This is a genomic window from Lacrimispora amygdalina, assembly GCF_900205965.1.
GTDB lineage: Bacteria > Bacillota > Clostridia > Lachnospirales > Lachnospiraceae > Lacrimispora > Lacrimispora amygdalina_A.
On record NZ_OAOF01000008.1, the window covers coordinates 128,078 to 150,711 of the forward strand.

General features: G+C 43.5%; 22 protein-coding genes. 14 read left to right on the forward strand and 8 right to left on the reverse strand.

Annotated features, from left to right (window positions below):
* Positions 1–78: 78 nt before the first annotated feature.
* From CRO04_RS12775 to pflB, 5 genes are all read right to left on the reverse strand, one after another.
* Positions 79–249, reverse strand: a complete 171-nt coding sequence (locus CRO04_RS12775) for a DUF362 domain-containing protein (protein ID WP_025231031.1) — start codon at positions 247–249, stop codon at positions 79–81.
* A 95-nt stretch (positions 250–344) separates the two neighbouring features.
* Entirely contained in the window at positions 345–1,112 is a 768-nt protein-coding gene (gene pflA, locus CRO04_RS12780; RefSeq protein ID WP_097004638.1) for a pyruvate formate-lyase-activating protein, read from the reverse strand.
* A gap of 26 nt (positions 1,113–1,138) precedes the next feature.
* The gene (gene grcA3 / locus CRO04_RS12785) at positions 1,139–1,384 is read right to left on the reverse strand and encodes an autonomous glycyl radical cofactor GrcA3 (protein ID WP_097004639.1); all 246 of its coding nucleotides are present in this window, start codon (positions 1,382–1,384) and stop codon (positions 1,139–1,141) included.
* 47 nt (positions 1,385–1,431) lie between these two features.
* Positions 1,432–1,668 carry a hypothetical protein gene (locus CRO04_RS12790; RefSeq protein ID WP_097004640.1) on the reverse strand — a complete coding sequence of 79 codons (237 nt, stop codon included), beginning with the start codon at positions 1,666–1,668 and terminating at the stop codon, positions 1,432–1,434.
* 12 nt (positions 1,669–1,680) lie between these two features.
* Positions 1,681–3,741: a formate C-acetyltransferase gene (gene pflB / locus CRO04_RS12795; protein ID WP_097004641.1), complete on the reverse strand. Its 2,061-nt coding sequence runs from the start codon at positions 3,739–3,741 to the stop codon at positions 1,681–1,683.
* A gap of 251 nt (positions 3,742–3,992) precedes the next feature.
* Here pflB and CRO04_RS12800 point away from each other — a divergent pair, with 251 nt between their 5' ends.
* Positions 3,993–4,193, forward strand: a complete 201-nt coding sequence (locus CRO04_RS12800; protein WP_097004642.1) for a DUF1858 domain-containing protein — start codon at positions 3,993–3,995, stop codon at positions 4,191–4,193.
* 19 nt (positions 4,194–4,212) lie between these two features.
* On the opposite strand, the gene CRO04_RS12805 is transcribed toward CRO04_RS12800, so the two are convergent.
* Positions 4,213–5,100, reverse strand: a complete 888-nt coding sequence (locus CRO04_RS12805) for an AraC family transcriptional regulator (RefSeq protein WP_097004643.1) — start codon at positions 5,098–5,100, stop codon at positions 4,213–4,215.
* A gap of 87 nt (positions 5,101–5,187) precedes the next feature.
* Positions 5,188–6,510 (reverse strand): alpha-glucosidase/alpha-galactosidase, encoded by a 1,323-nt coding sequence (locus CRO04_RS12810; RefSeq protein WP_097004644.1) that lies wholly within the window; start codon positions 6,508–6,510, stop codon positions 5,188–5,190.
* Positions 6,511–6,624: 114 nt separating this feature from the next.
* Here CRO04_RS12810 and CRO04_RS12815 point away from each other — a divergent pair, with 114 nt between their 5' ends.
* The 12 genes from CRO04_RS12815 to CRO04_RS12870 all read left to right on the forward strand — a co-directional run bounded on the left by CRO04_RS12815 (position 6,625) and on the right by CRO04_RS12870 (position 19,728).
* Positions 6,625–7,431 carry an AraC family transcriptional regulator gene (locus tag CRO04_RS12815; RefSeq protein ID WP_242974468.1) on the forward strand — a complete coding sequence of 269 codons (807 nt, stop codon included), beginning with the start codon at positions 6,625–6,627 and terminating at the stop codon, positions 7,429–7,431.
* Between the two features lie 145 nt (positions 7,432–7,576).
* Positions 7,577–8,926 carry an ABC transporter substrate-binding protein gene (locus CRO04_RS12820; RefSeq protein ID WP_097004646.1) on the forward strand — a complete coding sequence of 450 codons (1,350 nt, stop codon included), beginning with the start codon at positions 7,577–7,579 and terminating at the stop codon, positions 8,924–8,926.
* Positions 8,927–8,989: 63 nt separating this feature from the next.
* A complete protein-coding gene (locus tag CRO04_RS12825; protein WP_097004647.1) occupies positions 8,990–9,895 on the forward strand; it encodes a carbohydrate ABC transporter permease in 906 nt (301 codons plus the stop codon).
* A gap of 11 nt (positions 9,896–9,906) precedes the next feature.
* Entirely contained in the window at positions 9,907–10,737 is an 831-nt protein-coding gene (locus CRO04_RS12830) for a carbohydrate ABC transporter permease (protein ID WP_097004648.1), read from the forward strand.
* A 13-nt stretch (positions 10,738–10,750) separates the two neighbouring features.
* On the forward strand, positions 10,751–12,967 hold the full coding sequence (locus CRO04_RS12835) for an alpha-galactosidase (RefSeq protein ID WP_097004649.1): 2,217 nt from the start codon (positions 10,751–10,753) through the stop codon (positions 12,965–12,967).
* A gap of 175 nt (positions 12,968–13,142) precedes the next feature.
* Complete coding sequence (locus CRO04_RS12840; RefSeq protein ID WP_097004650.1) at positions 13,143–13,829, forward strand: helix-turn-helix transcriptional regulator; 687 nt, start codon at positions 13,143–13,145, stop codon at positions 13,827–13,829.
* A gap of 206 nt (positions 13,830–14,035) precedes the next feature.
* On the forward strand, positions 14,036–15,241 hold the full coding sequence (locus CRO04_RS12845; RefSeq protein WP_097004651.1) for a dicarboxylate/amino acid:cation symporter: 1,206 nt from the start codon (positions 14,036–14,038) through the stop codon (positions 15,239–15,241).
* Positions 15,242–15,263: 22 nt separating this feature from the next.
* Complete coding sequence (gene sdaAB / locus CRO04_RS12850) at positions 15,264–15,932, forward strand: L-serine ammonia-lyase, iron-sulfur-dependent subunit beta (RefSeq protein WP_097004652.1); 669 nt, start codon at positions 15,264–15,266, stop codon at positions 15,930–15,932.
* Between the two features lie 8 nt (positions 15,933–15,940).
* Entirely contained in the window at positions 15,941–16,816 is an 876-nt protein-coding gene (sdaAA, locus tag CRO04_RS12855; protein WP_097004653.1) for an L-serine ammonia-lyase, iron-sulfur-dependent, subunit alpha, read from the forward strand.
* 137 nt (positions 16,817–16,953) lie between these two features.
* Complete coding sequence (locus CRO04_RS12860; protein ID WP_242974470.1) at positions 16,954–17,412, forward strand: MarR family transcriptional regulator; 459 nt, start codon at positions 16,954–16,956, stop codon at positions 17,410–17,412.
* 8 nt (positions 17,413–17,420) lie between these two features.
* Positions 17,421–18,806: an MATE family efflux transporter gene (locus tag CRO04_RS12865; protein ID WP_097004715.1), complete on the forward strand. Its 1,386-nt coding sequence runs from the start codon at positions 17,421–17,423 to the stop codon at positions 18,804–18,806.
* A 34-nt stretch (positions 18,807–18,840) separates the two neighbouring features.
* Positions 18,841–19,728 carry an alpha/beta hydrolase fold domain-containing protein gene (locus CRO04_RS12870; protein ID WP_097004655.1) on the forward strand — a complete coding sequence of 296 codons (888 nt, stop codon included), beginning with the start codon at positions 18,841–18,843 and terminating at the stop codon, positions 19,726–19,728.
* A 75-nt stretch (positions 19,729–19,803) separates the two neighbouring features.
* On the opposite strand, the gene CRO04_RS12875 is transcribed toward CRO04_RS12870, so the two are convergent.
* On the reverse strand, positions 19,804–20,523 hold the full coding sequence (locus tag CRO04_RS12875) for an adaptor protein MecA (protein WP_097004656.1): 720 nt from the start codon (positions 20,521–20,523) through the stop codon (positions 19,804–19,806).
* Positions 20,524–21,170: 647 nt separating this feature from the next.
* On the opposite strand from CRO04_RS12875, the gene CRO04_RS12880 reads away from it, so the two are divergent.
* Positions 21,171–22,616, forward strand: a complete 1,446-nt coding sequence (locus tag CRO04_RS12880; RefSeq protein ID WP_242974472.1) for a serine/threonine protein kinase — start codon at positions 21,171–21,173, stop codon at positions 22,614–22,616.
* Positions 22,617–22,634 lie beyond the last annotated feature (18 nt).

Sequence of the window (22,634 nt, forward strand, 5' to 3'; positions counted from 1 at the left end):
TGAGTGATAATAAAAAGATATGGAAATCCATAACAAAATGCCCCTCCCTTCCGGGAGAGGCATATATGTATTCGATAATTATGCTTCAGAAATTGCTCCTGTTGGGCATACACCTTCACAAGCGCCGCAATCGATACAAGCATCTGCATCAATAACAAACTGAGAATCACCCTGGCTGATAGCGCTTACTGGGCATTCGCCTTCACATGAACCACAACTAACACAAGCGTCACTAATAACACGTGCCATGATAAATTACCTCCTTATATTCTATACATTTTTCTATATTTTATACTATTAATAAAATTTAATCAAGTAGTAAATGTAACAATTAATGTTTAATTTTAGGAGCAATAGGGATCGGGTTCACCGCTTCGGGCATCCCGGATTCCGGTAAGAATTATCTTTTTGGCAGAGATAGCATCCTCCTTTGATAAAGGAGGTACACCCTTCAGGGGATAATCCATCCCCATGCTCTCATATTTTACTTTCCCCATATCGTGATAGGGAAGTACATCAAGGGCTTTCACGTTCTTTAACTGGCCGATAAAGCGTCCAAGATGATATAAATCCGGTGCTTCGTCTGTGATGCCGGGCACCACCACATGACGGATCCAGACAGGAATCTCTTTCTCATCAAGATAGCGGGCAAAATTCAGAATTGGTGCGTTGGAATGGCCGGTTAATGGTTTGTGCCTGATATCATTGATCTGCTTGATATCCAGCATAACCAGACTGGTAGAAGCAAGAAGACGGTCAATTTTCTTTCTATATTCTTCATTGCTTCTGTTAAATGTCACTCCAGAGGTGTCGAGGCAGGTGTGAATATCCCTTTTTCTCGCCGCTTCAAACAGTTCAGTAAGAAAATCCAGCTGCATAAGCGGCTCACCGCCTGTGGCAGTGATACCTCCGCCCCGGTAAAAATGCCGGGACGACTCAAATTGCTTTAATAGTTCTTCCACGGTCATCAGACTGCCGCCTGCCAGCTCCCAGGTATCCGGGTTGTGGCAGTACTGGCAGCGCATGGGGCAGCCCTGAAAAAAAACCACCATGCGCACGCCCGGACCGTCAACAGTACCAAAACTTTCGATGGAATGGATACGTCCTGTCATAAGTGCATCGCCTTCTTTTCTGATTGTTACATATTGCTGTGGAATGTTCTTGATATAACCTCATCCTGCTGTTCTTTTGTAAGTTTTATAAAGTTTACAGCATAACCGGAAACACGAACTGTCAGCTGAGGGTAATTCTCCGGATGCTTTTGTGCATCCAGAAGAGTATCCTTTGTAAAGACATTCACATTTAAATGATGTCCGCCTTCTTCCACATAGCCATCTAATAAGTTCACAAGATTGTCGATCTGAGATTTACTGATATTTGCCATTTCATTATCCTCCTTATGTGTATTCAGTTCTGATTGCCCCGGACTGCTTAGAGGTCTTCCTCTTCCCGGTCCATACCCTCAAACAGGGTAGGAACACGGCAGGCGGTATCACCTTCGGCGCAGTCTAGGGAATTAGCAGTAGTAATTGTTTTCGCATTAGTTTTATGGGCGTTTACGGTACCGTCCTCTGCCACACGGATGTTCATATGACCGCCATTGTTAGCCATAAATGAATCCAGCATTGAGACAATATCATCAATTTGTTTTTCATTTGGATCTGCCATAACAGCCACTCCTTACTTCTGGTCCTCGTTTAAAGCCAGTTCAAGATCCACTTCCAAATCTCCGGAGAAGATCTTATCCTCTTTTCCAAGAGCACCTGGAACGATGGAGAAGGTATTGGAGATACCATCCTGAGCATCCTTAAATGGAAGCTTGGCCACAGAGGCTAAGGATGATACCGCACCATGGGTATCTCTCCGGTGCATTGGGTTTGCACCTGGTGCGAATGCTTCTCCCTTTTTACGTCCGTCAGGAGTTGCTCCTGTGTTTTTACCATATACTACGTTGGAAGTAATTGTCAAGATGGAAGTAGTAGGAATTCCGCCGCGGTAAGTATGATTTGCCTTCACATAGTTCATGAAGGTGTGTACCAGGTCATTTGCAATCTGGTCCACGCGGTCATCGTTGTTACCGTATTTCGGGAAATCTCCCTCAATTTCGTAATCCACAACAATACCGTTCTCATCACGGATTGCCTTGACCTTCGCGTACTTAATGGCGGAAAGTGAGTCAGCTACAACGGAAAGACCAGCAATTCCAGTTGCAAACCAGCGGGTTACTTTTTTATCATGAAGAGCCATCTGAATGCGCTCATAGCTGTATTTATCATGCATATAGTGGATAATGTTCAATGCATTAACATAGACTCTTGCAAGCCACTGCATCATATCCTTATAAGCATCCATTACCTCATCATAATTTAAATACTCAGAAGTAATCGGGCGGTACTTCGGACCTACCTGCTTCTTGGTTATCTCATCTACGCCGCCGTTGATGGCATATAAAAGACATTTTGCTAAGTTGGCGCGTGCTCCGAAGAACTGCATTTCTTTTCCTACTCTCATGGAAGATACACAGCAGGCAATGGCATAGTCATCGCCGTGGGTAACTCTCATTAAATCATCATTCTCATACTGAATGGAAGAAGATTCGATGGAAGTCTTTGCGCAGAAACGTTTAAAGTTATCCGGAAGCTTAGTTGACCACAGAACGGTTAAATTAGGTTCTGGTGCAGTTCCTAAGTTATGGAGTGTATGGAGATAACGGTAGGACATCTTTGTTACCAGATGACGTCCGTCAATACCCACACCGCCGATGGATTCCGTTACCCAGGTAGGATCTCCGGAGAAAAGCTCATTGTATTCCGGTGTACGTGCAAACTTCACAAGACGAAGCTTCATAATGAAGTGGTCTACAAATTCCTGAACCTCTTCTTCGGTGAAAGTGCCTTCCGCTAAATCCCTCTGAGCATAAATATCAATAAAGGTGGAAGTACGTCCCAGGGACATGGCAGCACCGTTCTGTTCCTTTACTGCAGCTAAGTAAGCCAGATAAGTCCACTGAATGGCTTCCTTCACATTCATGGCAGGTTTTGAGATATCAAATCCGTAAATGGCTCCCAGCTTCTTTAATTCCTTTAAAGCACGAAGCTGCTCAGACAGCTCTTCCCTGTCACGGATTACATCAGAATACATGGTAGTACGGGTTGTATTCTTCTGTTCTTCCTTATCTTCCATAAGACGGTCGATTCCGTAAAGAGCGACTCTGCGGTAATCACCGATAATACGTCCGCGGCCATATGCATCCGGAAGTCCGGTGATGATGTGGCTGGAGCGGCAGTTACGCATTTCCTCTGTGTAGGCATCAAAAACACCTGCGTTATGAGTTTTTCTGTGTGTAGTGAAAAATTCCTTTATTTCCGGATCAATGGTATATCCATTGTCTGCACAAGCCTTTTCTGCCATTCGAATGCCGCCGTATGGCTGCAGGGAACGCTTAAACGGCTTATCCGTCTGAAATCCCACAATTGTTTCTTTTTCTTTGTCTAAATATCCAGGCCCATGAGAGGTAATCGTGGAAACCAGCTTTGTATCCATGTCCAGAACGCCGCCTGCTTCCCGCTCCTGCCTGCTTAATTCCATAACCTTAGCCCAAAGTTCCTCTGTTTTACCGGTGGGTCCTGCAAGGAAGGAATCATCCCCGTCATAAGGGGTATAGTTTTTCTGAATAAAGTCTCTGACATTAATTTCATGTTCCCAGGTGCCGTTGTTAAATGCTCTCCATTCCGGTCTCATTTGTTTGTACCTCCATATAAAATCTTTATAATAAGTATCAATAATAAATAAGTGTCGTCAAAGGTTATAATTCCTAGGACCTTTGTATGAATACATTATATATGAATACTGTATACAATGTCAATAGTGCTTATTGAGAAATTTTTCTATAAGCGTTTAAAAAGAAAAACGATATGAAACCCTTGCTAATTAACTGGAAAAGTATTATATTATAGAAACAGTATGTACAATTTTATAAGGAGGAATACAAGATGCAGATTGATAAAAATATGCTGATCGGAGCATTGCTTGAGATGGATGACAACATTGCACCGATGCTTATGCGTGCAGGTATGCATTGTCTTGGCTGTCCGGCATCTCAGGGAGAGTCTTTGGAGGAAGCTTGTCAGGTTCATGGAATTGACTGTGATGTTCTGGTTTCTCAGATTAATGAAGTCTTAGCAGACAGATAGAGTGTTTAAGGAGGCGGTCCTATGGATCTGCCTCCTTATTTTTATTTCTTTTTTCTTCCCGGTAGTGTCTGGGACTCATTCCATATTCCTGTTTAAATATCTTAGAAAAGGTCAGAGGGTTATCATAACCGATGCTGGTAGCAATTTCCTGTATGGACCGCTTTGTGCCGGCCAGTTCCTGAGCGGCGATGTTTAAACGAAAACGCATCAGATATTCCTGAGGAGAAACTTCCAGCTTTTTTTTGAAAATTGAAGTTAAATAGGATCGGTTAATGCCGATGTAATCCGCAATATCCTGAACTCTGATGCGGTCATAATTCAGCTTGATATACTGCAGAGCATAATCGATATAGGTATCAATAGAGTAATCATACTGATTCCTGTTGGTACGCAGGCTGCTCTGTGTTTCAATAAGCGTGGACAGAATCTCATACAAGTATCCCACACGCTTTATCTCATTGGCAAAAGTCAGCTGGTTGGTATCCAGAATTTTCTGTATCATGGGAAGATAGCAGCGGTTGGGGATCTGGGAATGGATGGCGCAATGATCGCTTAACAGGCCTGCATACCCTAAATAGGTCTCTGCCATCGTACCGTCAAAGGTGATCCACATATATTCCCATGGGTTTTCGTAATCAGCATGATACTGAATCGGCTGTCCTTTTGGAATCAGAAAAATGTCATCAGCCTCCAGCTCATAGCGGGTGCCCCCTGTTTCCAGAACACCTGCTCCTCCCAGAACAAAATGAAGATGGTATTCATTGGGGATTTTGTGATTGTAGGTGTATCCGGGAGGACACTGCTGAATGCCGCAGTGGACCAGATACAAATCATTGGTTTGACGCTTGATGTTTCTTAAACAACGAAATCCTGCCACGCATTTATAACTCGTCTGTTTTTCAGCCAAAGCTATGCCCCCTCAATCGGATACTGATTATATATCTATTATACAGGAAGTTGGTTTTACTTGCAAATCCTATTTGAGAGAGATGTGTCAGCGGTACATACTCATATAATCACCGTGGGCTTCAATCAGTTCATCCACCATAGCCCGGATATCTTTGATGCTTAGCTCTGCGCTGGTATGAGGATCCAGCATGGCAGCCTGATAAATCGACTGTCTGCTTCTGGTCCGGGCAGCTTCGATGGTAATCAGCTGAGGATTGATATTTGTCATATTCATGGCGGCAAGCTGGACCGGAAGACGGCCCACATGACAGGGAGTGATGCCGCTGCCATCCACCAGACAGGGTACTTCCACACATGCATCAGAAGGCAGATTCTCAATCAGTCCCTTGTTCAGCACATTTCCGCCGATCTTATAAGGCTGGTTGGTTACAATTGCTTCCATAATATAGGAAGCATACTCCAAAGAACGGGTATGCGTAACGGCTCCGTTGTTTAAAATAGACTTTTTCTCTTCCTCCCAGCCGTTAATCTGATTGATGCACCGCCTTGGATATTCATTCAGGGGAATATTAAACTCTTCAATCAGCTGTGGGTAGCGGGACTTTATAAACAGGGAATTATATTCTGCATTGTGCTCACTGGATTCCGTGCAGTAGTAGCCGAGGTTTCGTATGTATTCAAAGCGCACCATATCTTTGTGTACGCCCGCCTGATTCATCTCAAGGGATTTCTGCCGGATTACGGGATAGAGATCCTCTCCGCAGCGGTCCCGGATATTTAAAAGCCATGCCATATGGTTAATGCCTGCAATCAGTTCGGTGCGGCCTTCCAGCTGGTCTTCCATCCCCAGTTCTTTCAGCAGATTTTCCGAGCAGACCTGAACACTGTGGCACAGACCTACGGTTTTGACGGAAGTATAGCGCTGCATGTATCCGGTAAGAATTGCCATGGGATTTGTGTAGTTTAAAAACCAGGCATTCGGGCAGACCTCCTCCATATCTTTTGCAAATTCTTCCATGACTGGAATCGTTCTTAATCCCCGCATGATACCGCCGATGCCCAGTGTATCGGCAATGGTCTGACGAAGACCGTATTTTTCCGGTATCTCAAAATCGGTTATGGTGCAGGGATCATATCCGCCAACCTGGATGGCATTTACAACAAAAGTTGCATCAGATAAGGCTTCCTTCCGATTCCCGGGCCCTAAATAGGTATGAATGTCCGCCCTACCATCGTTCACATTTTTGTTGATTGCATTTAAAATAAGCTGTGAATCGGAAAGCCTAATGGGATCGATATCATACAGTGCGATTACAGCGTCACGCAGTGCGGGTGTGCACATGCAGTCGCCCAGGACATTCCGTGCAAATATCGTACTCCCGGCTCCCATAAAAGTAATTTTTATCATTGCTTTTCCTCCTTCTTTTTCTTGTCTGACTGATGAGGTTATTGTATAATCACAACATAGAAAAAGATAGGAAGTTTGTTTCAAATTATTGTCATTTTGTTGTATGGAGGTAGGATGATGAATCAATCGGCAAGGGAACTTACCATATATTACTGCGGTCACGAGCAATGTGCGCCCGGTCATTTTTTCGGACCTGCAGTCCGTAAGCATTATCTCCTTCATGTTGTTCTGAAAGGAAATGGTATTTACAGAACTTCTGGCAGGGAATACAGGATTGCGCAAGGTGAAGCATTCTTAATTAAGCCTCAGGAAATAACTTACTATCAGGCGGATAACACAGAGCCATGGGAATATGCCTGGGTTGCATTTTCCGGAACAGAGGCAGACCGCCTGGTATCGGAATACCGCAGTGATGAGGAGGGATACTTCTTTCGTTTTGAGGGCGGAAACCAGTGGCGTGAGATCATACTGGCGCTGGTCAATGGGTTTGGTGGTACCACCCATAACAAGGACGAGATGAGGGGGTACCTCTATCTTTTGTTTTCCCGGTTTCCGGGTAATGCACCACAATCAGCTTACTATGAAAAAAGCTATCTGGAACAGGCGGAAACTTATATCCGTCACAATTACAGCTATCCGATACAGATTGCAGATGTGGCAGGATTTATTGGCATTGACCGGACTTATCTCTACCGGATATTTATGAGGCATAAAGGGGTTTCGCCCAAGCATTATCTAACCGAGTACCGGGTACTGGAAGCAAAACGGCTGTTGGAGGAAACCAGCTTAAGCATAACAGAAACGGCTCTTTCCTGCGGTTTTCACGACTCCTCTGTTTTCTGCCGTTGTTTTCAGAAGACAGAGGGGGAATCCCCCCTCAGATACAGGAAGGGAATTCGGGAGATTAATTCAAAAATGTAACATAACACCATAAATAAACAACATTAATCTATGTAAAATATACAAAAAAACAATTATAATGAGGAATATAATAATAAAAAGTAACAAATATATTGGGGGGAATTCTGTAACTATTAAAAAGTAACAAATTATGGGAGGTAACAAAATGAAACGAAGATGGGGTTTACCGGCAGCTATGGCAGTCATAGCTGCATCTGCACTGATTGGCTGTTCCGGCCAGCAAAGCAGCCAGACAGCAGGACAACAGGATACCAAGCAGGAAGCAAAGCAGGATTCAACGAGTGCAGCGGAGACAGAAAAGGAAAAGGGCGGCTCTTCCGGAACGCTTACTGTAGCGATCTGGGATAAAAACCAGGAACCTGGTCTGACAAAGATCATGGCTGATTTCACAGAAGAAACTGGGATTAAGACACAGATTCAGGTTACACCATGGGACCAGTACTGGACCATGCTGGAAGCAGGGGCTACAGGAGGTTCCCTTCCTGATGTATTCTGGATGCATTCCAACGAGATTGCGCGTTACTCAGAGTATGAGATGCTTTTGGATTTAACAGACCGTATTAAATCAAGCAAAAAGCTGGAAATGGATAAATTTCCCAAGGAAATTGTAGATATCTATAACTGGCAGGGAACCAGGCAGTATGCAGTTCCCAAAGACATCGATACCATCGCTCTCTGGTATAACAAAACCATGTTTGACGAGGCGGGAGTTTCCTATCCTGACAAAGACTGGACCTGGGATGATTTTGCAGATGCGGCGAAAAAGCTTACGAAGGCCGATGGCAGCCAGTATGGTTTTGCTGTGAGTCCGACCAACGACCAGGCAGGCTGGTGCAACCCCGTCTATGACATGGGCGGCTATGTAATCAGTGATGACAAAAAATCTTCCGGCTTTACTCAGCCGGGTACCATAAAGGCACTGACCTTCCTTACGGATCTTATGAAAGAAGGATACGCTCCGCCTTATGAGGTAATAGCAGAGAATAAGGAAGAAGCGTTATTTGAAGCCGGTAAGGTTGCTATGATAACCCAGGGGTCCTGGATGCTTTCAGAGCTGTGTAACAATGATTATGTAAAGGCTAATTGTGACATTGCAGTTCTTCCCAAAGATAAAACGACAGGAAGACGTGCTTCCATCTATAATGGTCTTGGTTGGGCAGCTTCCGCCAATACCTCCATGCCTGAGGAAGCATGGCAGCTGATTGAATACATGGGTTCGAAAGATGCTCAGCAGAAGCAGTCTGATCTTGGTATTGTAATATCCGCTTATCAGGGCACCACAGATAACTGGATTAAGGCATACCCGGATTTCAACTTACAGGCTTACCTGGATATGATGGATGATTTAGTAATTCGTCCATATTCCAAATCAACGGTGGCATGGACCAATATGATTCATGAAAAACTGATTGATGCCTGGAATGGAAATAAGAGTGTAGAGGATGTCTGCAAGGATATTGATAAGGAAATGAATGCCATGCTGGCGGAAGAGTAGGTATGGTTGGGGAGGCAGATACAAGGGATGCCTCCCCTTTTAACGAATTTGCGGAGGGACTGCATGAAGAGAGAAAAATCGGTATCAAGACGGGAAAAAAGTGAATTTTTGTGGGGCTGGCTTTTTTTGCTTCCGACCATGACAGGCCTCATGATATTAAATATTATACCAATCTTTCAGACCATCTATCAGAGCTTTTTTAAAACGGGAGCCTTTGGAAAAGGTAATGTATATGTAGGACTCAGTAACTACAGCAAGCTGATAAAGGACGGCACAGTCTGGCAGGCACTTTGGAATACATTTAAATATGCGCTTGTTGAAGTTCCCTTTTCCATAGCAATCGCACTGGTGCTTGCTGTCATATTAAATGGTAAAATAAAAGGCCGGTCCATATGGAGAACCATCTATTTTCTGCCTATGGTCGCAGCTCCGGCAGCAGTTGCCATGGTGTGGAGGTGGCTTTATAATTCGGAATTTGGTTTAATAAACCACCTTTTAAACCGAATTGGACTTTCCTCTGTAAACTGGATTTCAGATCCTGGAATTGCTTATATTTCCATAGCCATTGTGGGAATCTGGTCCGTTATCGGCTATAATATGGTTCTGTTTTTTGCCGGACTGCAGGAAATTCCGAGAGATTATTATGAAGCTGCGGAAATTGACGGAGCCGGGGGTGTGAAACAATTCTTCTACATCACGCTGCCGCTGATTTCCCCCACCATGTTTTTTGTCACAGTGACAAGAGTCATCGGAGCCATGCAGGTATTTGACAGTATTTATATGATGATGGAAAAGGCGAATCCGGCCCTGGTGAAGACCCAGTCCCTGGTTTACCTGTTCTATAAATATTCCTTTGTTGAGGGGAACAAAGGATACGGCTCTGCCATTGTCATGCTGCTGCTTCTGGTAATTATGATCATTACGGTAATCCAGCTTCTTTGGCAGAAGAAGTGGGTTAATTACAGCTAGGGAGGAGAACGATGGATAAGAATAGAAAATTAAATTCAGGTATTCAATACTTCATACTAACGGCAGGCTCTGTTATTATGCTGGTTCCTTTCCTGTGGATGATTCTTACGGCTTTTAAAACAGCATCTGAGGCGACTCAGATGAATCCGTTTATCATTTTTCCTACTGTCTGGAAAAAGGACGCATTTTTATCAGTAATCAGTAAGATGAATTTCTTACGGCTGTACTGGAATACACTGGTACTTATTGTAGAACGGGTGGCATGCGCAGTACTTACAGCAACCTTGGCAGGATATGCGTTTGGAAGGCTTCATTTTAAAGGAAAAAATCTTGCATTTTCCCTGGTTTTATTCCAGATGATGGTGCCCACCCAGATTTTTATTATTCCTCAGTATTTGATGGTAGGCAGGCTGGGTCTGTTAAATACTTCCTTTGGACTGCTCTTTCCGGGACTGGTAACAGCGTTTGGAACATTTTTACTGCGTCAGGCATATATGGGTCTCCCTTTATCGTTAGAGGAGGCGGCCAGACTTGACGGCTGTAACATAGGCCAGACATTTCTGTATGTCATGGCACCCCTTACGAAATCCTCTATGGTAGCGCTTGGGATATTCACAGCACTGTTTGCATTTAAAGAACTGATGTGGCCGTTAGTTGTTAATACGGAACAGAATACCATGCCTCTTTCTGCAGCACTCGCAAAACTGCAGGGACAGTTTGTGACAAACTATCCGGAGCTTATGGCTGCTTCCCTGCTGGCCTGTATTCCTATGATTATCATATATCTGATTTTCCAGAAACAGTTTATCGAAGGAATCGCAACATCAGGAGGAAAATTATAAAGGAGTTTACATTATGCCAATCATTTATCACCAACAAGCAAATGAGTTTCATCTGTATAACCAGACGGTCAGCTATATCATTCAGATTATGGGGAACGGTCAGCTGGGTAATTTATATTACGGAAAACGGATTAAGGACCGGGACTCCTTTGAGTATCTTTTTGAAACAGGTGAGCGCCCGCATGCGGCAATCAGCTGTCCCAAACCAGTCAGTTTATGCCTGCAGTATACAAAACAGGAGTATCCGGCATATGGAACCGGAGATTACCGGTATGGCGCATATTCGGTCAGACAGGAAAATGGCAGCAGAGTTACAAATTTCATCTATGCAGACCACACCATTTTAAAGGGAAAACCTTCCATTGAACCCCTTCCTTCCACTTATACAGAAGAGGATGGGGAAGCAGATACATTAAAGATCAGGCTTCATGATGATTTGATCAACACCGATTTAATACTCACTTATACCATTTACAAAGAGAGACCGGTGATTACAAGAAACGCTTGTTTCAAACACAACGGACAGGAAAATATCGTGCTCTTAAATGCCATGAGCGGGGCGGTGGATTTACCGGAATCCGGATATGACATGATACATTTATCCGGTGCATGGTCCAGGGAACGTTATGTAAAGCGTCGGCCGCTGGAACAGGGAATCCAGTCTGTTTACAGCATGAGGGGAATCAGCAGTGCGGAACACAACCCATTTCTGGCATTAACGGAAAATACGACGACAGAAAACAGCGGCATTGCTTATGGATTCAGTCTGGTTTACAGCGGAAGCTTTCTTGCGCAGGCAGAGGTCTGTGCCCATGATACCACCAGAATTTTAATGGGAATCCACCCCGATACCTTTGAATGGCCTTTAAAAACCGGGGAATCGTTTCAGACACCGGAACTTGTTCTGGTGTATACGGATCAGGGCTTATCCCATATGAGCCAGATCTATCACAGTCTGTACCGGACCAGGCTCGCCAGAGGATACTGGAGAGACAGGGAGAGACCTGTTCTGTTAAATAACTGGGAAGCCACCTATATGGATTTTGATGAAGAAAAGATTCTTTCCATTGCAAAGAAAGCGAAAGAAACAGGAGTGGAACTGTTTGTGCTGGATGACGGCTGGTTTGGGGACCGCAGCCAGGATGACCGCGGTCTGGGAGACTGGTATGTAAACAAAGAAAAACTGCCGGGAGGCATATCGGGCCTGTCCGAAAAAATTGAAGCCATGGGGCTTAAGTTCGGTTTATGGATTGAACCGGAGATGGTCAATAAAAACAGCAGGTTCTATGAGGCGCATCCGGACTGGATTATCTCTGCTCCAGGTCGTTATGAAACACCCAGCAGGCAGCAGCATGTCCTGGATTTCTCCAGACGTGAGATCGTGGATTCCATCTACCAAATGTTGAAACAGGTAATAGAAGGGGCAAAAATATCCTATATTAAATGGGATATGAACCGTTATATTACGGAATGCTTTTCGAGAAGTACGCCAAATAACGAACAGGGCATGGTGATGCATAAATACATTCTGGGCGTTTATGATCTTTACAGCCGCCTGATTCATGATTTTCCTGAGATTCTCTTTGAATCATGTGCCAGCGGAGGTGCCAGATTTGATCCTGGTATGCTTTATTATGCACCGCAGGCGTGGTGCAGTGACAATACGGATGCCATAGACAGACTGAAAATCCAGTACGGGACCAGTATGGTATATCCGGTATCCAGTATCGGTGCCCATATTTCAGCTGTTCCCAACCATCAGATCCATCGGATCACTCCTTTAAAAACAAGAGGAAATGCAGCGTTTTTTGGCGCCTTCGGATATGAGCTGGATTTAAATCACTTAAATGAGGAAGAAATACAGCTGGTCAAAGAGCAGATTGCAATTTATAAGGAAAACAGGAAACTTTTGCACCAGGGAACGTTTTACCGGCTGAAAAGTCCGTTTGAAGGTAATGATACTGCATGGATGGTGGTTTCAGAGGACCAGACACAGGCGATTGCTGCTTATTATCAGATTTTAAACCCGGCAAATGCAGGCTGGCTTCGATTTAAGTTTGCCGGACTTTGTGAGGATATGCTCTATCAGGTAACCGCGGATGGGGATACCGGGGAATATTACGGAAGCCAGCTGATGTACGCAGGGCTGCCGGTTGACAGAAATCGTTTCTTTAAGGATACTGGTGATTTTGCTTCCCTTCTTTTCTTTATTAAGCAGAAGATAGTATAGAAAACAATTTATATATAGTAAGTCCGGTTCCGTGTGGACCGGACTTTATTAATGTAATATTTTACATTATTTTATCTGAAATCTGGTGATTTTATTGAAAAATATTTCAGCGCGTGATATAATCTTTAAAAATTATGGGTGTTTCCTCATATAGCTGAACAAGAGGAGGGTTTCAATGAAGGATTATAATGTGCATTTGACGCTGATTGATCGGATCATACTGGATTCCTATAAGGTTTTATTGGAAGGGCTGGCAGATTATCTGGGGAGCGGTTATGAGATGGTGCTTCACAGCCTGGAGGATACAGAGCATTCTGTGATTAAAATTATTAATGGACATCATACCGGGCGGACAGAAGGGATGCCCATAACAGATCTGGCTCTCCAGATGCTGGAAGAGATAAAAAAAGAAGGGGAGAAGGGTTACATTTCATATTTCACGAAGAACAAAAAGGGTGAACCTTTAAAATCCACAACGATTGTTGTACGGGGAGAAGAGGGCCGGATAATTGGATTGCTCTGCATTAATTTTTATTTAAACACAAGTTTTTCTGAGATTCTTTCCGGATTTATACCGGAGATGTCCTCCCGCGCCCAGGTTAAAACTGAGACTTTTGCCAGTAATCTGGATGAATTGATTTATAGTAAGGTTACCGAGGTACGAAACGAGGTGATGGGCAATGACCAGATTCTTCCCTCTCTTAAAAATAAGGAGATTATCAATATCCTGTGCCAGCAGGGCGTATTTACCTTAAAGGACGCGGTGGTTAAGGTAGCGGAGTTTCTGGATATTTCAAAAAATACAGTATATATGCATATTCGTAATGCCGGATCAACGGCTGAAAAAGAGAATAAGTTATAAGCAAATTTTAACTAAGAAGTTAAAAGGAATAAAAAATTGTCCTGCGTTGTTTGTCAAAACAAACAAAAAATAACGTAGGACATTTTATTTTTTGCGTAATAACACAAAAATATTGCATTTGTATCATGTTTGTGATAAAATAAATTACACTTAAACCTATGAAAAATAAAAAAAATTTTATTCACAAACGAAAGGGAGGTATTGAAATGGAAGGAAAGAAAAAGAAACTTGGACTTGTTCCCAAATTAATCATTGCCATTGTCATTGGTATCTTGTTGGGACTGTACGCTCCAAGTTTTGTAATCTCCATTTTGATTACAGCGGCAGATTTATTTAAACAGTTTTTAATGTTCGTCATTCCGCTGATGGTTGTAGCTTTTGTAACAATGGGAATTGCAGATCTGACACAGGGAGCAGGCAAACTGCTTGCATTTACAGCTGCTGTTGCTTATGCATCGACTCTGCTTGCAGGAAGTGCTGCTTATTTTGTAGCCAGTAACTTTTTCCCCACCTTTGTTAATCAGGAGGTTGTTTCCAAAGTGGCTGCTGCAAGCGACAGAGCAATTGGAGGGTATTTTTCCCTGACCATCACTCCTTTGCTTGAAACAACAGCAGCAGTAGTATTAGCTTTTGTACTGGGTGTGTCGATTAGTACAATGAGAGGAAAGGAAATCGGCGATGCCCTTTATAATGTAGTGAAGGAGCTTTCTGAAATAATCACTAAGGTTTTAAATCGTGTGATTATTCCCCTTCTGCCCCTGTATATTTGCGGGACCTTTGCGAAAATGACTTATCAGGGGACTACATTTGCCATTATGTCCGTACTTTGGAAGGTATTCCTTGTTGTAATTATCCTGCATATGCTTTACCTGTTAATTGCGTTCACGATTGCAGGAACCATAACAAAACGCAATCCTGTTACCATGTTAAAGAATCAGATTCCGGGATATCTAACAGCAATTGGTACCCAGTCTTCTGCAGCGACTATACCGGTTAATATTAAATGTGCACAGAACAATGGGGTTTCTGAGGAGATCCGTAATTTCGTCGTGCCGTTATGCGCCAACATTCATATGGCAGGTTCCATGATAACCATTACCTGCTGTGTGACAGCGACGTTACTGATCTATGGAATGCCTCACGGTTTCCTTACGCTGTTTCCGTTTATCTGCGTTTTAGGAATTGCACTGGTGGCATCTCCGGGAGCTCCGGGTGGTTCCATCTTTACAGCTACTCCGTTTTTCCCGATTGTGGGAATTCCGGCAGTGGGAGACATTGCCAGTCTTTTACAGGCAATGTATATTGCACAGGACAGCTTTGGAACTGCCTGTAACGTATCCGGTGACAATGCAATCAGTGCGCTGGTAGAAGCGTTCTACTGTAAGCATATTAAGAAAGAAAAACGGGACTAGGTGTTTTGAAAGGAGCAGATGTATGTCGTCAATCAGTATATTTGATGTGATCGGTCCCAATATGGTGGGCCCGTCAAGCTCCCATACGGCTGGTGCCGTAGCGATTGCACTTCTGGCAAGAAAATTATTTCCTGGTTCTATTAAAAAAGTTGAATTCGTACTATACGGTTCCTTTGCCAGGACTTACAAGGGGCACGGTACAGACCGTGCCCTGCTGGGTGGAATGCTGGGGTTTGAAACTCACGATTTGAGAATAAAGAATTCTTTTGAGCTTGCAAAGGAACAGGGGTTATCCTATTCCTTTGTAACCAATGAAAAAGAAACCGAAGTTCATCCCAATACCGTTGAGATTCATTTAACCGGCGCAGATGGATCTTTCATGTCTGTCAGAGGAGTGTCAGTAGGCGGCGGTAAGGTAAAGATTATTAAAATCAACGGCGTTGATGTTGATTTTACAGGAGAGTACTCCACTCTGGTAATCCGGCATCTGGACTATCCCGGAATGGTGGCTTATATTGCTACCTGCTTAAGCGAGAGAAATGTTAACATTGCATTTATGCGTCTGTACCGGGAAAATAAAGGGGCGACTGCCTATTCTGTGGTGGAATCAGATGAAGAGATTCCCCAGGAGCTTCTTGATAAACTGCGGGAACATGAAAAAGTAGAAGATGTAATGCTGATTCAGGTTTAGGAGGAGCTATGGATTTTATATCAGGACAAGAGTTACTGCAATTGTGTGAAGAGAACGACTGCCGGATCTCCGATATCATGCGTCAGCGTGAGATCAGTGAATTTGGAGCGTCCGAAGAAGAGATAACTAAACGAATGAAGGAAGCGTTCCGGATTATGAAAGAAGCCTGTCATAAGCCCTTAGATGAACCGGTGCCCTCCATCGGAGGACTCATCGGAGGAGAGGCGAAAAAGGTAAGGGACAGAAGAAGACAGGGGAAATCCATATGCGGAAGCATGCTTTCCAAGGCGATTACATATTCGCTGGCTGTTTTAGAGGTCAATGCTTCCATGGGTCTGATTGTGGCGGCGCCCACTGCCGGAAGTTCCGGTGTCCTTCCTGGTCTGTTACTGGCCCTTGAGGAAGAATTTTCACTTGATGATGAGCAGATTATTGACGGACTTTTCACCGCAAGCGCCATCGGATATTTAATTATGCGGAATGCCTCCGTCGCAGGTGCCCAGGCTGGCTGTCAGGCTGAAGTAGGTGCAGCCTCTGCCATGGCTGCTGCAGCTGCGGCTGAAATTATGGGAGGAACGCCCCAGCAGTGCATGGATGCAGCTTCCGCGGCGATTGTGAATTTACTTGGGCTTGTTTGTGACCCGGTAGCCGGACTGGTAGAATGTCCGTGTCAGAGCCGTAATGTGATAGGCGCCTCCAATGCCCTGGTTTGTGCAGAGATGGCACTTTCCGGAATCCGCCAGCTGATTCCGTTTGACCAGATGGTGGAGACCATGATGGTAGTTGGCCGTTCCATACCATTTGAACTGAGGGAGACGGCACTGGGAGGATGTGCGGCAACAGAGGCTGCCTGCAGCAGAGCCTGCCAGATTTTCCAGAATTAGTAATACAAATAAGATAAGGTAAGAACGGACCGGTTTCAGCACCGGTCCGTTTGCTATTATTTTTTCAGCGTTATTCACACAAAATAGTTGCGAGTGCAACTATTTTGTGTTATGCTGTTTTCGAGTGATACCAGGAGGTGAATAATTTGGATAAACACAGGGAAATCGGAAAATATATTTCGATTCTCCAGCGGCTTAATAATATGTTTTACGCAAACCGGTTATCCTCTTTTCAGATAGGCTGTGGACAACAGTTTTTTTTATTGCAGATTTTTAAAAATCCAGGCATGAATCTTCATGATATGGCGTTAAATGGCCACTATGATAAAGCAACAGCTACACGGGCGGTAAAAAAACTGGAAGAAGAGGGATATGTCCGGACTGAAACAGAAGAAGAGGATAAACGGGTTCGGCGAATCTATTTAACAGACCAGGCCAAGCCGGTTGTTGAGAAGACATTAGAGTGTGTAGACGAGTGGGCGGATATAATTTTAGCGGAGTTTACAGAAGAAGAGCGTAAGCAGGCAGAACAGCTGCTTATAAGAATGGCTTCTAATGCACATCATTTTACAACAAGGGACAAAGGAAAGGAATGACACACTTTATGGAACACAATAAGATAAATCAGGGAGGGAATCCCTTAGGCTACAAACCAATCGGACATCTTCTGATGCAGTTTGCACTTCCTGCAATTATCGCGATGCTGGTTAATTCAATCTATAACATCGTGGATCAGATCTTTATCGGACAGGGGATTGGTTATCTGGGAAATGCGGCTACCACCATAGCTTTCCCCATTGTAACAATTCTCTTAGCAGTTTCAACACTTTTGGGTGCAGGCGGAAGTGCTTATGCAGCCATCAAGCTTGGTGAAAAGAAGGAAGAGGAAGCACAAAAAACTCTTGGCACAGTGACGGTTCTTACTCTGGCAGCAAGTGCAGTTGTAGTGGTTTGTGGTTTTGCATTTTTAGATCCGATGTTAAAGCTTTTTGGCGCTACAGAGAATACTATGGAATATGCCAGGCAGTATACTTCTGTAATTCTGATCGGAACTCCATTCAATATGCTGGCAGTGGTTTTAAGCAATATGGCAAGAACGGACGGAAGTCCTGCCCTGTCTATGTATGCCATGCTGATCGGAGCATTTTTAAATACCATACTGGATCCGATCTATATTTTCGTATTTAAATGGGGGGTTACAGGTGCTGCGATTGCAACCATCACTTCCCAGATTATATCAGCGGTGACTTTAATCGTATATTTTATTAAAAAAGGTAAAAACATGCGTCTGCACAAAAATGCCATGCGTGTTGATCTTGAAATATGCCGTCAGGCACTCCCGCTTGGAATCTCCAGCGGAATCACTCAGGTGGCTACTACCATACTGCAGGTTGTCATGAATAATTCTCTGGTGTTTTATGGGAATCAGACTACGGTAGGCGGAGATGTGGCACTGAGTGCCATGGGAATTGTCAACAAGATCGGTATGATTCTGGTGTCAGTCTGCCTTGGGATCGGAATTGGATCTCAGCCAATCTTTGGTTTTAATAAAGGTGCTAATCAGCCAAAACGGGTTAGAAAAACATTTTTGGTTGCAGCAACAGCATCGACTAGTGTGGCAGTATGCGGGTGGCTGTTATGTCAGCTTTTTCCGGGAGCAATTCTAAGTCTGTTTGGTACCCAGGATCCTGAGTTTAACATATTTGCAGAGCGCTGCTTAAGGATTTACATGCTTGGAATTTTTACAGCCGGATTTCAGGTTGTCAGCACCAGCTATTTCCAGTCTACCGGACAGCCTTTAAAAGCATCTGTTTTATCCATGCTGAGACAGCTTCTGCTGTTAATTCCTCTGCTTCTGATTCTGCCTCTGTATTTCGGACTGAACGGTATTTTATATGCCGGACCGCTGGCTGATATTACATCAGCAGTGATCGTCAGTCAGTTTATTATCTATGAATTAAGAAAACTGGACAGGGCCTGCAAGGCCTGATTCATAATCTTTAGCGGGAAGGAGAAGGACAGCTGTGAGTGTAAAAATACAAATGATAAAATTTTTTGCAGGCATCGGTAATGCAGAAAAGAAGATGGAAGCAAAGCTTGCAGCACCGCCAAGAGGCGGTAATAAAATCAACCGGGATCATTTTACCAGGAAAGTCAGGGTGAAGGAATGGTACACAGATGGATTCGGAGGAATAACGATCAACGGCAGTTATACCAGCAAGAAGCATATCTTGCTGCTGCCGGGCGGTGCTTATACACTGGAACCCTCCCTCCGGTATGTGAATATATCAGAATATTTTGCACTCTCACAGAGAATAAAGGTGACCATTCCTTTTTGTCCCCTCTCACCGGAACATAATGTTCTGGCAGTACGCCAATATCTGCTTCATGTTTACAGAAGCCTAATCAAAGAATATCCGGAAGATGAATTCTTTTTTATGGGAGACTTTTCCGGAGGAGGTCTGGCTCTTTCTTTTTTACAGGAACTTCGGGATATTCATGATCTGCCTATGCCGGTTAAGACGGCGGCGATTTCGCCATGGCTGGATATTACATTGGATAATCCTATGATAAAGATCGCCAGAAAAGGGGATCATTTACTTCCTAAAGAAGCATTAAAGGAAGCTGGAATGCGCTACTGCGGTCCTCTGCCTTCTGATCATCCGTTCGTATCCCCTATATATGGGGACTGGAACCATCTGGGGAAAATTCTTATCTTTTCGGGAACAGAGGATATTATGACGCCAGACTGTGAATTGCTTGCAGAGCGGGCGGGTAGCCTTATTGGAACTGAACTTGTTTATAGAAAGGGAGCAGGCATGATCCATGACTGGATTTTGGTTTCCTGCAGGGAGACAGATGCTACATTGGAACTGATTTCGAATTATTTTCAGGATAGCGGAGAAATTTAAAAATAAGGTTCGACCCGTATTATGGGCCGAACCTCATTTTGATTTGTGATGAAGTACTATGAACAAAGGAACGGATTAAAGTCGTGAAAGTGACTGAAGGGCATTCCCCTCAATCAGGACCTCGTAATGTTCCTTGTAGTACGCTTCGGAAGCGTAATCCTGATGAATCTTGGTTCCGTACTCTGCGAGAAGATTGCATACACGGCTGAAGTCCAGAGACTTCTCCGGGGTGTTACTTATGACCAGATAATACTGTCTGGTATTTGGTTTTTTATATAAAGTATTGCTGCCATCATAAACCTGTCCGATGATCTTTGCGGCATCAGAAATTTGATCCAGACTTTGAAAACAGTAGATTCTTACTGAGGAAGCATTGGACTGCTCTTTTGGTTTTTCTTCTTCCGGCTCTTCTTTTTTGTCGATTCCCAACAAATTTAACAGGCCGTCTGCACCTTCTAAAAGCTCGCTTGCCAGATCTGCCGGCATGGAATCCGGATCTTCGTCTGTTGTTGGTGAAAATTTTGCAAACCTTGTATCTAATTCTTCCGGATCATCGATTTTGGTGATTACTAACATCACGCTTTCGTTGGATAACGGAATTGCTTCTACCATGAGAGGAATGTCTTCGGCTTCAAATCCCACTTCGTTAGAGGCTTTTTGAATCATCTCGCGGAACAGGTTGCGGGCTTTTTCACTGCCATAGGCAAGTTCGCCTAAATTTAGGTTTCGGACGCTTAAATCAAAGCTTGTAAGCGTGCAACGGATCTGATTTTCATTGATACGTTCTATCTTCATAGGATCACTTCCTGTTCTTTTTAAAATGGTGAATAATTTCTACATACTTCCTCAACATAACTATACTATATATTATAGCAAAAAGGCAATTACTATGTGAAAAAATTTATATAATTTTAAGGTTTATATGCAAAAATACGGGTATCCTATCTAATTACTGGGATTTTGCAATTTAAACTATTATCGTGATACTAATATGATACTATTTCTGTAATTTCTCTGCAACTTCTATATGACGGTTAGGGGAGGGGAGGTGGTGCCGGATATGTTTTCATTTGCAGACATGCTTTTATTTGCAACGTTTATCTTGGCATTGCTGACTTACATAGATAAGTTAAAAAAATAGCCTACCCTGCCGCGAACAGGATAGGCGGTGTCCGTTAGGACATTTTGCTTTATCTGGGAGCTTCCACCTTGTGTGGCGGTTACTCTTTGTAATTCTAATATAACATATGGTACGATTCTTTTCAACGATTAAATTTAATATATTCTTATGTAAGTCTTCAATGTGTAGATTTGCTGATTCACTTTGCATTATCCATATAGATCATAGCACCAGTCGAAAGATGGGTGTTTTTTTGTTAAAAAACTATAAAATAGTTGAAAAATAATTGATCTTATATTACAATATTTTCCAGGAGATGATATTGGACAGACATAAGGAGGTGATTTTCGTAAGCACCGTTCTGTTTGGTAAATATCAGCTATGCGGCATCTTGGGAACCGGTCGGGAAGGTACTGTTTTTCTGGCGGTTCATCTTGGGCTTGAGGAATACAGGGCAATTAAGCGGGTATCCAAAAGCTTTCTCGATTATGAACAATTCAGGCGCGAGGCATTGATCTTAAAGGAACTGCGCCATCCTGGAATTCCCATAATTTATGACGTAGAAGAAGACGAATATTATAGTTATCTGATTGAAGAGTATCTGGAAGGAGATTCTTTATATGATCTTGTAAAAAGACAGGGTCATCTATCGCGGGAGCTGACCGTATTTTATGGAATTCAGCTTGCCAGCATCATTAATTACCTGCATCTCGCAGGAACAACCCCTATATTACATTTGGATTTACAGCCGAAGAACCTGTTATTATGCCATGATACCATTAAACTGATCGACTTCGGACTGGCAGCTTGTTTGAAAGAGGCTAATCAGCCGGGAGAACGGTATGGTACGGTGGGATGCGCCGCACCGGAGCAATACACGACAAATGGAGTGCTTGATGAGAGAACGGATATTTTTTCCATTGGTGCGGTCCTTAATTATCTGTACACCGGAAAATTTCCAGTACTGCCTTATCAGACAGACCAGTCAATGGATTCCGGCCTTTTGGCCGTTATCAGCCAATGCGTATGCAAAGAGAAAGAAAACAGGTTCCAAACGGCACAGGAACTTATGGAACAGCTTTGTCTGTTAAAAGATACTGGAACGGATGCAAAAAAACGTCTGGAAACATCATCTCTTACAATTGCTCTTTCCGGGAGCAAATCTGGGGCAGGAACAACCCACATCGGTATCGGCCTGTCTGTCTACCTTAGAAATCAGGGATATCCCAACTTATTAGAAGAAAAACTGGACTCATTTATGGGTACCGGCCTTTCTGAATTCACAAAAGCAAAACGCGACAGTTACGGACTGCTGCATTACAGAAATCTGATTATAAAACCATACTACGGCCCAGGGGTGAAATTAAAAGATCCGCCATTTGGCGTGCGTCTCCTGGATTGGGGAGAGAATCTGTGCCAGGCGGTTGGCATGGCACCGGATGCACTGATTCTGGTGTGTGATGCCAGTATCTGGAGCAGTTCCCGTGCCTGTGATGCTGTAGAAGCAGTTATGAAATCTAAAATACCCTATGCAGTCATATTCAACCATAGCTCTGCCGGGGCGAAACTTTTTCTGCCAAAAGGTGTAAAACCCTCTTTTCTTTTCCGGGCTCCTTTTTTCTCAGACCCGTTCACTGTCCGTGATGAAACGGAAGCATTTTATCAGGCTTTAATTAATGTAATATTAACCGGGAACAGGAAGAAAAGTATAAAAAAACGGTTTCTGAACTGGGTCAGAAGCATGACTCGCAAATGCAGGTCCAGGTAGAGCTGTATGGAGAGGAGT